This window comes from Psychrobacter fozii, from assembly GCF_003217155.1.
In the GTDB taxonomy this organism is placed as follows: domain Bacteria; phylum Pseudomonadota; class Gammaproteobacteria; order Pseudomonadales; family Moraxellaceae; genus Psychrobacter; species Psychrobacter fozii.
Genome location: NZ_QJSU01000001.1, coordinates 99,488 through 114,722, shown reverse-complemented (window position 1 = coordinate 114,722; position 15,235 = coordinate 99,488). Strand labels below are relative to the sequence as shown.

The window sequence follows — 15,235 nt, the reverse complement described above, 5'->3', positions numbered from 1 at the left end:
AACATCCTATCCTGATAGCTACTGCACTTTAGTGCTCGTTGATTAAACGATTAAGTCGTTTGAATAACGTCAATGCGTCCGGTGAAAAGTGCAGAAATCTTACCGTTATCTTGGCGCAATTGCAAACATCCATGTGTATCGATACCACAAGCGTGGCCCGTAAGTATATTGGTTTGACCGTTATGCTCTTGGGTCACACGTAATCGCAGTTCGCTCAGTGCATCCATCGAGTCAAACTGCTTTAAAAAGCTGTCCAGATAATAACGATGTCCCGTTGGTTTTTCTATACTTAGGTGCTCAAATCGCGTCATCGCCGCCATCAATGCTTTACTCATTTGCTGATAAAGCACACGTAAGCTCGGTAGATTGGCAGCCTGCGCTTTTGGCTGTAGTGTCTCAGCAATATCTTGTAAGCTAATCGCTTGATAACTCATGCCTTCAGAGGTTTGCGCAGTTAGCGTGGGAGTGGCTTGGACATTGAGACCGACACCTATGACCACGCCAACCAGTTTGCCTGCTTGCGATACGGGTTCAATCAAAATCCCAGCAAGCTTATTAAACGGCAGCGTCTGCTGGTCTAGTTCCGTATTATGCACATCAGCGCTATCTAAGGCAGATTGGCTTTGAGGCTGATTCTGGCTTTGATTCTGGCTTTGATTCTGGCTTTGGTAAAAGCCCAAATCATTTGCCCATTTTACGCCGATTGATGTCAGTCTCTCCGTGTGCAATTGCTCATTTAACATTTGGATGACAGGCATTTTTGCCAGCTCTACACCGATGATTAGTGACAGCAAACCGCTAACGGGTATGTGAACAGGATGATAGAGAGACAGGTAGACATTGCCACGCGGTGATTGCCATGAGCGCCCGTGTTGTCCGCGACCAGCGCTTTGGGTTTCAGCCGTTAGCAGGTGCATCTCGGTCGCATTTAATATGCCATTCTGTACATCCGCTATTAGCTCGCTATTCGTAGACGCGCTACTGGTAAGATGGCGATGATTCAGCTCAGGTAAATGCTCAAGTATTAATGACTCAGACACAGAGTGAGATGATTGATTAAGTATCGGCATAAGTTTATTCTACTTGAGTAATGTCGCTGGGATAATCTTTGATATACTGGACGGTTTTCGCAAACAGACAGCATAAAGATTGGGGTGTGATTTGGCAAATGCAATTAAAAAGATGCCACTAAGTGCATAAACAGGCAAATCAGTAAGATAAAAATACCGTTCAAAATACAAGAAAGATAAAAGGCTAATTCGATGATGCTATATGTGTGGTTTGTGATTGCAGGGGCGTTTGCTGGCGTGAGCGCTGGTTTGTTTGGCGTGGGTGGTGGCATGATTATCGTACCAGCATTGGTATGGATTTTTACCGCATATGATTTTTCACCGGAAGTGATCACTCATTTGGCGATTGGTACGTCACTGGCGACCATCGTTGTGACCTCGATTAGCTCACTCACTGCTCATAATAAGCGCGGCGGTGTACGCTGGGAAGTATGGCGAAAAATGGCATTGGGTCTGGTCGTCGGTAGTCTGGTGGGCGCGGGTGTTGCGGACATGATTGACGGTAAGGTACTACAAGCCATTATCGGTATCGGCGCGCTCTTAGTCGCGATAAAAATGCTGTTTTTCTCTAACAAAGAGCAGTTGGGCAAGCCGTTGCCACCTGCTGGTGTTCAGTTCGGTGCCGGTACGGGTATCGGTATGGCGTCGTCTATCTTCGGTATTGGTGGTGGTAGTCTGACCGTGCCTTTTTTAAATTGGGCAGGGCTACCGATGAAACAATCGGTCGGTACGTCAGCGGCTTGCGGCCTACCGATTGCATTGGCTGGCGCAGCAGGGTTTGCATGGTTCGGCCAAGACGTAGTCAACCTACCTGAGGGCACGATAGGATTTGTGCATATCACGGGATTTTTATGTATTTCAGTGGTCAGCTTTGCAATGGCAAAAGTCGGTGCTAAGCTCGCCCATGTATTGCCTGCGCTGATGCTTAAACGTGCGTTTGGCGTATTGCTAGTCTTTGCGGGTGGGCAGTTGTTGTTGAGTGGGATTGGGGTGTTGTAGGTTCATCTGACAACCTTTTAGATCAAACTTATACAAAACTAAATACTATTGTTCAATATGTATATTCAAGGTAGATTTATGCTCATCAAAAAAAAGTTTATAAAGCTCATCTATTCTGTCTTTCCAACCTTTTTTAAGTGGTTTTCTCGTTATCACTACGACGAAATAAACAAGCCTATAGCTAAATTACCTATCGTTCGTAATTTTAATGATAAACTAAAATTGGTTGATTACGAGGATAAATACAGCCTCGTAGATAGCAATGACAATATTGTTTCCTCTTTGCCTTATAATAATATTATGTCTCTCCAAGAAGGTCGAGCGCTTGTTTTTAAATACGATTTAAACAATCTTGTAGATGATGAAGACCCCTGTGGCTTTATCGATGAAAATGGCACGCTAGTCATCCCTATTATGTATACAGGCGGTGATGACTTCTTAAATGGATTAGCAGTTGTCAAAAAAAATGGCAAATGGGGATTTATAAATTCATTGGGGCAGACAATTATTGCCTTTGAGTATGAAGATGCTATGAGCTTTGAGGAAGACTTAGCCGCTGTGCAATTAGAAGGTAAATGGGGTTTTATTGATAAGCAAGGTCAAATGATAATTAAACCTAAATATCAAGAAGCTAATAGTTTTAACTTAGGATTGGCAGCAGTGAAGCAAGATAATCAATGGGGTTATATTGATAAAGATGAGAAATTTGTCGTCTCCAATGAGTTTGATTGGACCGATATTTTTAGAGAAGATTTAGCGGTTGTCGAGAACAAAGGTAAGTACGGTTACATTGACATATTGGGCAATGTTGTTATTCCTTTAGTTTATGATTATGCTGCTGAATTTAGTAATGGTATAGCTGAAGTTCTTAAAGGTAATAAACGCGGTTTTATAAACAAATCTGGTATTATCGTTGTGCCTTTGATGTATGACTTTGTTGGAGCGCTCAACAATGATCTCTTTCGTGTTTACTACGAAGGTGAGGATATGTGGATTGATATTAATGGTAATAGTGTCGAAAACCCTAATCAGAAAACTATAGATAAAATAATATTATCTAAGAGTTGATGAATGCTCATTAAACTTTGCAAACACTATTCATTGCTATTATTTAATACCTAAAAATCCACCACAATTTCAGGTAGAATAGCCGCCAATTTTTGACATATCTATCAATTTTCCATGCACCTAACATCCTTGATGTTAGTAGTCTTTTAAATTTTCGCTAACCGACCGACCTTCAATTTTTGCCATGGCATTTGTATTAGTCATTGGTACTGTGATGGTTGCTTGGGTTGTAGATATGATTAATGCCAGAGCAGTTTTTCCCAGCCTTTATTGAGTGGATTTGGTGTGTTGTCATAACTGCGCATCTTTGTCGTAAAAAATGCAAACCGTGAGACATGATTAGTATGAACACTGTAGAAAAATACCGCCGTGTTTTTGGTTCAATGAGCCATTTAAAAGACCAAATAACATGGACGAATAGTTTATCCAACATGGTAGAGTTTTTAGCATGGGAGCCGCAGCGTATTCTTGGTATCACTAAAAAGCAATATGTGCGCCAAATCATTGAATGGGCAACCCATCCGGAGCTTGCAGGCAAAAATATAGAAGAGATTGAGCAATCAATCATCAAAAAACTCAATCAAAAAATGACTGAGTCTGAGCAGCTAGAGACCTATTCAACGCAAACGTCAGGCATCTGTGATGCGAGAGAGGCCGTTCGCCGAGTAACGTTCTTTTCTGAAGATTATCTCAATAAAGAGTTCGATATATTTTTGAGCTTGTGTAGTGATGTTTATCTCGATTTATTTTATCAGCAGTTTATTAGCTTTGAGCCCAATAGATCATGGTCGACACACGGCAACAGCGGCATGTTTGAAAACAGTACAGAGCTAAAAGCGATGTATATGGATAACCTAGCCTATAACCATCAAGCGAACGTGCTGGTAGCAAATGAGTTAAAGCTCGCTGGTCGGAAAAACCCAGACCAAATCCTAAAGTACTGCCTAATGTACGAGCATTTATTAGAAAAAGGCTTTATTGAGCAGGGTACAAAGTTTCTACTATTATTTATCGGTGGTGACGCGCTAAAACAAAACAAGCAAACGCTCGTAGACCGAGAGCTGGCGTTATGTCATAAAAGACCGAGGAAGTATCAGCATCTACTAAGAACAGAGCTGTTAGAAATAGTCGAGCATTTAGAAGTGGCAAGTATCTCTTGGTCCGCTCTTATTGAGTTTAACAATCGCTACTTAGCAGAAAATGACACCTGCCAAGTGGAACAAAAACTGCTGCAGGGGTTTCACCAGAGCCTTGAGTCAAAATCGTTTATGCAGTTAGCTGTTTAACCCTAAAAACCCACCACAATTTCAGGTAGAATAGCCGCCTGTTTTTGCTAAGTTTACTGATTCTTCATGCGCCTAAAATCTCTAAAGCTGGCAGGCTTCAAATCCTTTGCCAATCCAACGACTTTTACCTTCCGTCATGGCATCACCGCCATTGTCGGGCCGAACGGCTGTGGCAAATCCAATGTGATTGATGCCATTCGCTGGGTGCTGGGTGAGACCTCTGCCAAGCAGTTGCGTGGCGGCGCGATGAGCGATGTCATCTTTGCTGGTACGCAAGACAAGGCTGCCAAAAGTGTCGCTAGTGTCGAGCTGACATTTGAGCATACGCAAGATGAGCATACAGGCATTCGCCATGAGTTTAACCTGTATCAAGAGCTGTCCGTTCGTCGTCAGGTAAATAAGGATGGACGCTCAGATTACTTTATCAATGGCACACGTTGTCGCCGCCGTGATGTGGTTGATGTGTTTTTGGGTACTGGACTTGGTGCACGTAGTTATGCGGTGATTGAGCAAGGTATGATTGGGCGTATTGTCGAATCTAGCCCCATGCAGCTGCGTGAGTTTATTGAAGAGGCCGCAGGGGTGTCTCGCTATCAAGCGCGCCGCGAAGAAACGCAAAAGAAACTAGAGAAAACACAAGAAAACCTAGCACGTCTGCATGACATGCAAAGCGAACTGGTTAGCCAACAGAAACGCTTATCTAAGCAAGCCGCCAGTGCGCAACGTTATGAAGAGCTGGCATTAACGCTGGCTGATATCAAGCAACAACTGGCCATTCAGCAGTTGTATCAAGCCAAGCATACTCAGCAGCAGCAGAAACTAGCCCATGAGCGTAGCACCGCTGAAGTCGCCACATTACAAGCCGACTATGAGACGCTAAAAGCGCAGCAAGATAAGCTCGCCACCCATATTAACCAAGAGCAATGGCTCAAGGATGATGCTCAAAGCGCTCATTATCAGCAGCAGCTCGGCTATCAACAAGTTGAGCACGCGCTGAGCGATGCCAAGTCGCAATTGACCGTGATTGCGCAGCAACTCGCGAGCTTGGATCAGCAGCGCACGCAAGCAGTGGGTGAGATTGATCGATTAAAAGCCGAGCAAACCGAGCAGCAGAATATATTAGAGGCGTTACGTCCACAGCTCACTGAGTTGACGAATAAACGCGACACGCATAAACGCAATGAGCAACCGTTACAGCGTGCATGGCATGACGCGCAAAACCAGCTATCACGCTTGCAAGATAATGCACGCATGCTTGAACAGCAGCAAGCCATTAATAGCCAAGCACAAAAACGCCATCAGCAGAACCATGAAAAATGGCAGCGCCGCCAGCAAAACTGGCAAAATCTATGGCAGCAATTACAGCAGTCATTATCAGCATCTAGCAATAATAAGGGTTTTGATAAAGAATTTGATAAGCGCTCTGATGAACAAGCGCCAACGGATGCACAAAACCTACAGCAGACATTAGAGACGCAAGTTGCAGAGCTGAATAAACAGTTGCAGCAGATAGAGCGCCAACAAGACAGCGTCGATGAGCGTCTGTCGGAACTACAACCGCAAGCGCATGATTTACAGCAGCGCTTGAATATGCAGCAACGTGAGTTGAGTGAGCATGAGAAGCGTCACGCGGTATTGGCCAGTGAATATGATACTCTGCATCAGATATTGCATCCAAAACCTACGCCGCAAAATCAACAGCAAGCCTCTGTCTCTACAGCGGCTAATCTAGAAACTAGCTCGGAAAGTAATGTCGTCAATCGCTATAACGAATTGGCCATTACCACTTTGCGTGAGCAGATTGAGCTGAGTGAAAAAGGACAGCAGCACGCCGCGCTACTTGATAGTGTCTTGGCGTTATGGCTAGACAGTCATGTACTAATCTCTAACCAATCTAATCAATTAAACGTTGATGATGTGAGCAGTGATATTGAGAAAGCGAACAGCTTATGGCAAGTGCTTGAGCCTAATCTAACGAATATCGTTACTTATCAGTCAGCACAAAACGAGCAGGCTAATTCAGAAGGTCGCTCTTCAGTAGAAAATGGTCATAGTTTGTGGCTATCTGCCAATCAAGATAAGCCAAACGCAGTGTCATTTATCAGCCATTTGCCAGACAGCTTACTTGATAAAGTAATCCCATTATCGCAGCTGATTAAGCAGCCAGTACTGGCACTGTGGCAGCAGTGTTATGTACATATCAGGCAAGCTGAGACAAGTGATAGTCAAGCTCATGAAGAACTTGCCGATATTTTACAAATACTACCACCGTCAGCTATTCTACTAACGACTGACGGTTGGCTCATCAGTCGTCAGGGGACGATTAACCTGAGTAAATTTACAGGTGCGCAAGCGGGTCAAAATGACAGCAACAGTCAGTTTTTAACCCAGCGTTTGCAGCAGCGTAATCGCTTGCAAGCATTAGAAGACTTACTTGATGAATTTGAAACTAAAATAGAATCGCAGCAAAAAGCTATCGCTAAAAGTAAGCATGACTATGATGCATTAACGATTAATGTAGAAGAAACTCGTGCGCAAGCTGAGCAATTGACCCGTGATAAACACAAACTTCAGCAGCAACTGACTACTCAGCGCGCCAATGCTGAGCGCTTGCAAGCAGACAGCCAACGTCTTATGGCGGATAAATCTACCCTTGATCAAGAGCAGCAAGAGTTAGATCAAGAGAGACAAGCGCTCACTCATGAGCAGCAAGATATTAAAAGTCAAATAGTAGCGTTAACGCCGCAAATATCCGATGCCCGCGCGACCAGTCAGCAACTACAGGCTGAGCGCAGTGAGCTAAATCGCACACGCCAAGCCGATGATGATGCATGGCAAGCATTGCAACTGCGTATCCAGCAGAGCGAGATGCGCTTAGAGCATAGTGTCAGTAGCCTTGCACGGGCAAATGCGCAATACGACCAATCGCTACAGAGCGAGCAGCAGCTAAAAGCCAGTCATCAGAAGCAGCAGGATAAGCTACCAAGCTTGCAAACCGCATTACAAACTGCGCAGACAGCACGAGATAAGCAGCAAGTGCTATTGACCGAGCGTGATACGGTTTTGTCGATGCTTAAGCAAGAGTATGCTCAGCAGCAGACGGCGTTAGATAGCGTGCAAAATAGGCTACAAGTTCAGCAGGGTAAGCTTGCGAATCATGCCACCGAGTTGGCACTAAGCATGGCGCGTTTGGCCGATGCCAGCACTCATACTCATGACGCTTTAGAAGCGTACTATAAGGTGAGCCATAAATATAAAGCGGTATCAGAGCTAGCCCAGCAGCAACAAGTGATGAGCGTCTCAAACTTGCTCGCGGATTTTATCGCGCATGATCGCCGTGTGCGTCCAGATAAAATCGCTGAATTAGAGGCTGAACGCGCCACGCTTGAGCAGCAGCTAGGTAAAATTGGCCCAGTTAATCTCGCCGCAGTGGCAGAGTTGGCTGAGGTCAATGAACGTCTAGAGCCATTGGCGCAGCAGACAGCAGATATTGCGGCTAGTATGCAGACGTTGACGGCAGCGATTGAGTCTATTGATGAGACCACCAAGACATTGTTTATGCAGACGCTAGATGCGGTCAATACTGAGCTTGCCAATTTATTTGCAAAAGTCTTCGGTGGTGGTCAAGCCAGTTTAACGCTCAATACTGACGATATGCCTGTTAATGCGCTAAAATCAGAGCAGTGGCGGGCAGGGCTTACCTTAATGGCACAGCCGAAAGGCAAACGTAATAGTCGCCTAGCTGTACTGTCAGGTGGTGAAAAAACCCTCACCGCGTTGAGCTTGATTTTTGCGATATTTAAGCAGCATCCCGCACCATTCTGTGTGCTCGATGAAGTCGATGCGCCACTTGATGATGCCAACGTCGAACGCTTTACCAGTTTGGTTCATGAGCTTGCAGATGATTTGCAGTTTATTTTTATCAGTCATAACAAACTGACGATGCAGATTGCCGATGAGTTAAAAGGTATTACGATGCCAAGTGCAGGTGTTTCTACGTTAGTCAGTGTGTCGTTAGATGAAGCCGAACGCTATATTACCGAGTAGCTCAAATAACTGATATAGTCAAATCTATATAAATCCGCTACATCGTTATCCTCGCTAAGCATACTAATGTATAACTTGTACTCGGTTTCCTTGTATCGAAATTATTTAAATTCAACTATAACTGGCAGGGCACTGCTAGTGGTATAGTTGAAGTTGAGGTGGTAACGTTACGCAAGTATGTCGGGCTGACGGTAAACGATGACTATATGGTGACGAGCTTAATTAGCCATGCTAGACTATTGCCATTTGTCGCCTCTTGTGTATTCCCTTTTGTCATATATTAGGATGTATTTCTCATGACCGCTATTCAGTTTATATTGATCGCCATTGCCGCATTTATCATGCTTGCAGGGCTGTTTATGGTCATTCGTAGTTTTAAGCGCCGCAACAGCGCTGAAGCCATGGCGGTCAACTATGATAAAAACGGTATTCCCATCATACCGCGACATGAGCGTAATCTCGTGGACCAGCCAGATCTTGATGACACCGTCGCAGGCGAGACCAGTATTGCACCTGATCGCAGCTATCTCAATGCAGTCGTCGAAGAAGAGACGTTGACTCAACCGCATGCCCATTTCGATGTGAATGTCGATGCACAGCATACGGCTGGACATAACGATATCATCAGTGAGTTAAATGACGATCACAGAGACATGGTTGAAGATGATAGTTATGCACGCTGGCAGGATGAGCAGCAGAATACTGAATTTTCAGCATCTGAGCAGATAAATGCCGAGCAAGAGCCTGATGCATTTTCTAGCTTGATGTCGGCGACAGACAGTCTGATGCCATCAATTGATACGGTAGAAGAGCCGAGTTTTGATAATAATAGCCCGATTCTCGATCAGCATTTGTCAGAGCCTGTTGACGAAGCGCAAAACGGTCCACTCATTAATGCCAAAGACAATATCAATATCACCATCTTGCCGCACCAATATCGTGATCGTCCAACCGCGATTATCCGTGGTCGTGATTTATTAAAGTTAATTGATAAATATGGTCTGCGCTATGGCGCGATGAATATGTTCCATCGCTATGAGCAAAAAGACGGCACGGGCATGCTGTGGTTTAGCATGATGGGCATTACCGATAGCGGTATCGCGCCTTTTGATCCGCATAGTGTTGCGACCAATACTTATCATGGTGTGGTGGTCTTCTTGTCTTTGCCGCATCCACAAGCCGTACGCAGTTTCGATAGTATGATGAGCGTTGCCTATATGATGGCAAGCGATTTGGACGCGATTATATTGGATGAAGAGAACGAACCAATCACTTCTGAATACAAGCAGCAGCTACGCAACCAAGTTCGCGACTATGAAGGTTAGAAGCTTGAAGGTTAAACGATAAAAATCCTGATTAAACTTGATTGATAGTAGCAGTATTAAAAAAGGCAAATAGCGATTGACGTTATTTGCCTTTTTTATGCGCTTTCATTTCTGCAAAATTCTAGAGTCGGCTCAAGATAATTTAGATACAAGGAAGGTGAGTGAAAGTACTACACATAGTAGGCTGAGCGAGCCTGACACAGTATCTGATTTATATGGGATTGACTATACCGAGTCTCTCACAAACTTGTTATCATATTGGCATCTTGAATTGCAAAGAAAAGACGCTGACTATGACTGACCCTATCTTACCGACCGCTGCTCAAACTGAAACCACTCAAAATACTATTGTGCAAGCATCCAATGATTCTGCTCATGAAACTGATGCTCATAAAGTTGGCGATAATATCGTCACCCAGATGCGCACGTTGATCGATGCTCTCAAGGCGCATAACTATGCCTATTATGTACTCGATAATCCCATCTTAGAAGACAGTGAATACGATCAGTTGCGTCGTTCTTTGGTCACGTTAGAAGAATCCAATCCAGCGCTGATACAGCCGGATAGTCCTATCAATCAAGTCGGTGATATGCCGTTATCTGCCTTTACCCAAGTGACCCATGACATCCCCATGCTGTCACTGGGCAACGTCTTTGATTATGACGAACTACATACGTTTATGCGCCGCGTCAACGACCGTCTAAATGACGCGCAGCAAAACCCAGAATACGAGATGGAGCTAAAGCTTGATGGCTTAGCCGTGTCATTAAAATACGCACATGGCAAGTTTGTGCAAGCCGTCACGCGCGGTGATGGGCAGACAGGTGAAGACATCACGCAGAACACCAAGACCATTCGTAACTTGCCACTTTGGCTCGCGGATGCTGCTGATATCGAGTTGTTAGAAGTGCGCGGTGAAGTACTGATGCCCAAGGCAGGTTTTGACCGTCTCAATCGTTTAGCAGAAGAGAATGAGGGCAAAACCTTTGCCAATCCACGCAACGCCGCTGCGGGTAGCTTGCGCCAGTTAGACCCAGCCGTGGCAGCCAGTCGTCCACTTGCATTCTATGCTTACTCTATCAATCAAGGTCTGCCTAAGAGCATCGAAACGCAGTCAGCAGGATTGGCGTGGTTAAAAGGCTTGGGCTTTACCGTTAGTGCGGTAGAAGTGGTCGCAAACCCACGCGCCGCACAGACTTATTATGAGTCAGTGATTGAGAGCCGTGCCAGTTTGCCGTTTGAAATCGATGGTATGGTGATCAAGGTAAATAGCCTGTCATTGCAGCAGCAACTTGGGTTTCTGTCACGTGAGCCGCGTTGGGCCACCGCTTATAAATTCCCTGCCGAAACGGTCATGACACGTCTAAACGATATCGAATGGCAAGTCGGGCGTACTGGTCAAATTACGCCAGTCGGTAAGCTCGAACCTGTCAAAGTCGGCGGCGTCACCGTCAGTAATGTGACCTTGCATAACTTTGGTGAGATTCAGCGTTTGGATGTGCGAGCAGGCGATATGATCAGCGTCCACCGTGCAGGTGATGTGATACCGAAAGTCACGCGCGTCTGGCATGACCAACGCCCAGCAGACTCTATACCAGTGACACTACCTGCTACTTGCCCAGTATGCGACTCGCCTGTAGTGCTGCCTGAAGACGAAGCGTTGGCGCGTTGTACGGGCGGCTTATTCTGCCCCGCGCAGCAGCAAGAAGCGCTGATTCACTTTGTTTCGCGTCGGGCGATGGATATCGATGGGCTTGGGGCGAGCTGGCTCATTAGCTTCTTTCAACATGGCTTGGTCAAAACTGTGGCGGACATTTACCAATTGCACACGCACACAGATGAGATGGTCACGCTAGAAAAATTAGGCGAAAAATCCGTACAGAATATCATCAATGCCATTGAAGCCAGTAAGCATACGACATTGCCTCGTTTTATTTATGCACTTGGCATACGCGGTGTGGGCGAGGGCACAGCGCAGAACTTCGCTCAGCAATTTGGTGACCTTGATAGCCTGATGGCTGCGAGTATCGAAACCCTGATTAAAACCCCTGATGTTGGCACAATCACTGCCGAGCTTGCTTATGAGTTTTTCCGTGCGCCGCATAATATTGAAGTGATTAATTCATTGCTTGAAGCAGGTGTGTATTGGGATAAGGTTGAGCAAAAAGCTGCTGGAGACTTGCCACTTGATGGGCAGACGTGGGTGATTACGGGTGCGCTTGAAAAAATGGCACGTGATGAAGCAAAGGCTAAGCTGCAAGCACTTGGCGCAAAAGTATCAGGAAGCATCTCAGCCAAAACTACCGCGCTACTAGCAGGAGATAAGGCTGGCTCTAAACTGGCCAAAGCGGAAAAGCTGGGCGTCAAAATTGTGGGTGAGGACGAGTTTTTGGCGTTGGTTGAGGGGTAGATTATGAATATTGATGACATGGAAGGTCTAGACGAAGAAACTCGCAAAAAAATTGAAGAATTGCAGAAGGTTACTCTTGAGAAAGATGGGGTCGAATTATTTGTAGCAGCTCAAGTTACTTTTGGGAAATTGTTATTTGATAACGGTTTTAATAGCCGTGCTATCACAGCATATTCTAATATCCAACGTTCATATGACTCGAATTTATATGCAGCTACTCAATATACTATAGGCGAGATATTAGAAAATGAAGGAGAAACGAAGAAGGCATTAAAATATCTAAAAAATATAGAACATTCTGATGATCCAAAAATATACGCAGCTGCCCAATACTATATTGGTTTTATTTTATCTGAAAGCAATGATATTAAAGGAGCAGTATCTATATGGAGTGCCATTAAGCGTTCCGATAGTATAAAAGCGTATGTTGAATCTCAGTTTGATATAGGTTTTTACTTAAAAGAAAGTGGCGATATTGAAGGAGCAATATCTGCATGGAGAAATATAGATCGTTTAGATGATCCAGAGTTATATAGTCAAGCGCAATTTAATATTGGAAGTAACCTGCTAGAAATTAATAAGATTGAAGAAGCATTAACTGTTTGGCGTAATATCGATAAGTTTGGTAATCCAGAAGCATATGCCAAAGCTCAACTAAGAATTGGAAGTACTTTAACAGAAAGAGGAGATTATCAAGGTGGACTACTAGCATGGTGCAACATTGAACGGGAAGATAATTTGGAAGCATATGCAAAAGCTCAATTTAAAGTTGCAAGTTTTCTAATAGATTTTGAATATATTCAAGCAGCGATCGTAGAGTTACAGCTTATTAAGCTTATAGATGATGCTGAAGCGTATGCTAAAGCGCAATTCAATATTGGTTTTTTATTAGATAAGAATAATGACGTAGAAGGTGCTTTGAAAGCATTTCGTAATATTAAACGTGACAATGATATAGAGGCATACGGTAAGGCACAGTACGCTATAGGAGGAATATTAATTAGTTATAGCCCTCTTACAGACTATAGCGCTGCTAAAACATCTTTTGAATTAGCAAGAAAAATGTTCCCATATGAAGCTCAATGTTATATAAGGATTTGCGAAATATTAAATTCTTTAGAAACAGAAAGCTTTGGTCTAAGTGCATTAAAATTATTAAATACAGTGTTAAATATAATTAAAATTCTAACCTTAGATTTTAATAAGTATGATAATGAGGAGAAGCCATTTGAGAGGAAGCTTGCTCATTATACTTCGACATATACATCTAATTTACTAATAGGTGATAATAAGAAAAAAAGATCTCCAAGCCTTTTTAGACTCAACACAATAAATAATGTTAATGATCCTAGCGAAGGTCAGTTGCTTGTTAGAAAATTAAAAGAAATTAAGAGTAATGAGTTTTATCCACTAGATTTTAATGAAAGATCTCATGCTTTTATTGGCTGCTTTACTTTTAACAATGACAGTTTAAATCAGTTTAGATTATATGGTAAAGAAAAGGACAAAGAAGCTTCTGGAATGAGCTTGGTATTCAGAAAAGATTTTTTTCAGTCTGAAAATTTCATAGGAGGTATTTCTCATCTTTCTATCGGTAGAGATACGAGTGAGAATATAAGTGATCCAAATAAAAATAATGTACATCTAAATAGTATAAAACTTGAAGATGGAGAGAAAAGTAAAGAGGTGTTGAAACGGCCTGTTATGAGGTGTGTATATTTAGACCCAACTTCAGAATATTTCCATTTAGCACAACGTAATCGCTTAACATTTTTCAGAGAATTTGGTGATAAAGTTATAGTTGTAAATGGTACTAAGAGACTTCAAGCCGAATATGAGTGGAAACTCTATGAAAAATATATAGATAACATAACTAGCAAGTTCAAAAAAGGCTATGAAACGCTTAAAGTTATTTATAAAGAAGTAGAGCAAGAAATTGATAGCATAAGAGTGAACCTTGATGCTTCTAAAGCTGAGGAGCTAATCGGGTTTACTGAAGAAATACTTCTACCTTTGAAGTATTTAATCAAACATTCAGCATTTCGTGAAGAGCAAGAGTGTAGGATGATTTATATTACTTCAATCGATAGACCTGAAGTGATAATGGAGTATGGGAGTTTTCTATATGTCGAGTATGAACCTAGCGTTAAAGACCATCTCGATAAAATTTATATAGCTCCTGCTGCGCTTCACCATAAACGATACTTCGACCACATTCTAAAAGATGTTGATGTACCCGTTGAGAAATCAGAAAATGTATTTAGATAGTTGTTGCCAGTTATTTTCTTACGAAAAATCATAAATAATATGGATGCTGACTCATCATCCATAATATATATCAATTTTTTACTCCGCCATCTCACTATGCGCCTTAACATCACCTTTCTTACCATCTGGCACAATCACGATAGGTAGCACCAGCCCTTTCGCAAAATCATCAGAAAACACATAATCGTAGCTACTGGCAGCGATGTCGGGCGTGGTATGAATGATAAGTGTCATGTCTTTGCTATCAGTTAGCTCATGCGAGACATAGGTCTCACTTAGCTGATCCAAGGCTTTTGATAGTGCCTCGTTACTTGCCATGCTCACCGTCAGATTATGCTGCGCCGTAGTATTATCCACTTTGAAGTAATCCGCATAGTCCTGCACATTTTGGCTATCGAGCGCAAACGGATATTGATAATTGGTGATATCAGCAGGTGCTTCACCGCTCGCGACTAGAGACCAGTCGACAGTATTTTCCGCTACTTCTGAACTTTCTGCGGTCGTGACAGCAGCTTCAGAGGTTTGGTCAGGCGTCTCAGTATTGTTGCCACAACCTGCTAACGCCCACACACTGGCCGTCGTAATTATCAATGTACTCATTAAGCGCTTAACCATCGACGTATCCTCTTGATTGATCATCATCGTATTGTATATATGCGCTATTTTGACAGCTTTCTTTATGGTTCTCTAGAGAAATGCAGTAAACAAACGATTGTTATACCAACATCCATAAGACAGGCAAGTTATATAAATAGCCAGGT

Annotated in this window: 9 protein-coding genes; 7 read left to right on the top strand and 2 right to left on the bottom strand. The window is 43.3% G+C overall.

Features of this window, described 5'->3' with window-relative positions; all coding sequences use genetic code 11:
- Window positions 1-50: 50 nt before the first annotated feature.
- Complete coding sequence (locus DFP82_RS00455; protein WP_110921767.1) at window positions 51-1,070, bottom strand: biotin--[acetyl-CoA-carboxylase] ligase; 1,020 nt, start codon at window positions 1,068-1,070, stop codon at window positions 51-53.
- A gap of 195 nt (window positions 1,071-1,265) precedes the next feature.
- Between DFP82_RS00455 and DFP82_RS00450 the strand changes: the two genes are divergently transcribed.
- The 7 genes from DFP82_RS00450 to DFP82_RS00420 all read left to right on the top strand — a co-directional run bounded on the left by DFP82_RS00450 (window position 1,266) and on the right by DFP82_RS00420 (window position 14,474).
- Window positions 1,266-2,069, top strand: a complete 804-nt coding sequence (locus DFP82_RS00450; RefSeq protein ID WP_181416223.1) for a sulfite exporter TauE/SafE family protein — start codon at window positions 1,266-1,268, stop codon at window positions 2,067-2,069.
- Between the two features lie 78 nt (window positions 2,070-2,147).
- Window positions 2,148-3,137: a WG repeat-containing protein gene (locus DFP82_RS00445; RefSeq protein ID WP_181416205.1), complete on the top strand. Its 990-nt coding sequence runs from the start codon at window positions 2,148-2,150 to the stop codon at window positions 3,135-3,137.
- 344 nt (window positions 3,138-3,481) lie between these two features.
- Window positions 3,482-4,423 (top strand): hypothetical protein, encoded by a 942-nt coding sequence (locus tag DFP82_RS00440; RefSeq protein WP_146221316.1) that lies wholly within the window; start codon window positions 3,482-3,484, stop codon window positions 4,421-4,423.
- Between the two features lie 66 nt (window positions 4,424-4,489).
- A complete protein-coding gene (locus DFP82_RS00435; protein ID WP_110921763.1) occupies window positions 4,490-8,470 on the top strand; it encodes an AAA family ATPase in 3,981 nt (1,326 codons plus the stop codon).
- Window positions 8,471-8,766: 296 nt separating this feature from the next.
- Window positions 8,767-9,795, top strand: a complete 1,029-nt coding sequence (locus DFP82_RS00430) for a cell division protein ZipA (RefSeq protein ID WP_110921762.1) — start codon at window positions 8,767-8,769, stop codon at window positions 9,793-9,795.
- A gap of 293 nt (window positions 9,796-10,088) precedes the next feature.
- Window positions 10,089-12,206 carry an NAD-dependent DNA ligase LigA gene (gene ligA, locus DFP82_RS00425; protein WP_425450580.1) on the top strand — a complete coding sequence of 706 codons (2,118 nt, stop codon included), beginning with the start codon at window positions 10,089-10,091 and terminating at the stop codon, window positions 12,204-12,206.
- A 3-nt stretch (window positions 12,207-12,209) separates the two neighbouring features.
- Complete coding sequence (locus DFP82_RS00420; protein ID WP_110921761.1) at window positions 12,210-14,474, top strand: DUF2971 domain-containing protein; 2,265 nt, start codon at window positions 12,210-12,212, stop codon at window positions 14,472-14,474.
- 78 nt (window positions 14,475-14,552) lie between these two features.
- Here DFP82_RS00420 and DFP82_RS00415 read toward each other — a convergent pair whose 3' ends face one another.
- Window positions 14,553-15,089: a hypothetical protein gene (locus DFP82_RS00415; protein ID WP_110922198.1), complete on the bottom strand. Its 537-nt coding sequence runs from the start codon at window positions 15,087-15,089 to the stop codon at window positions 14,553-14,555.
- Window positions 15,090-15,235: the final 146 nt, after the last annotated feature.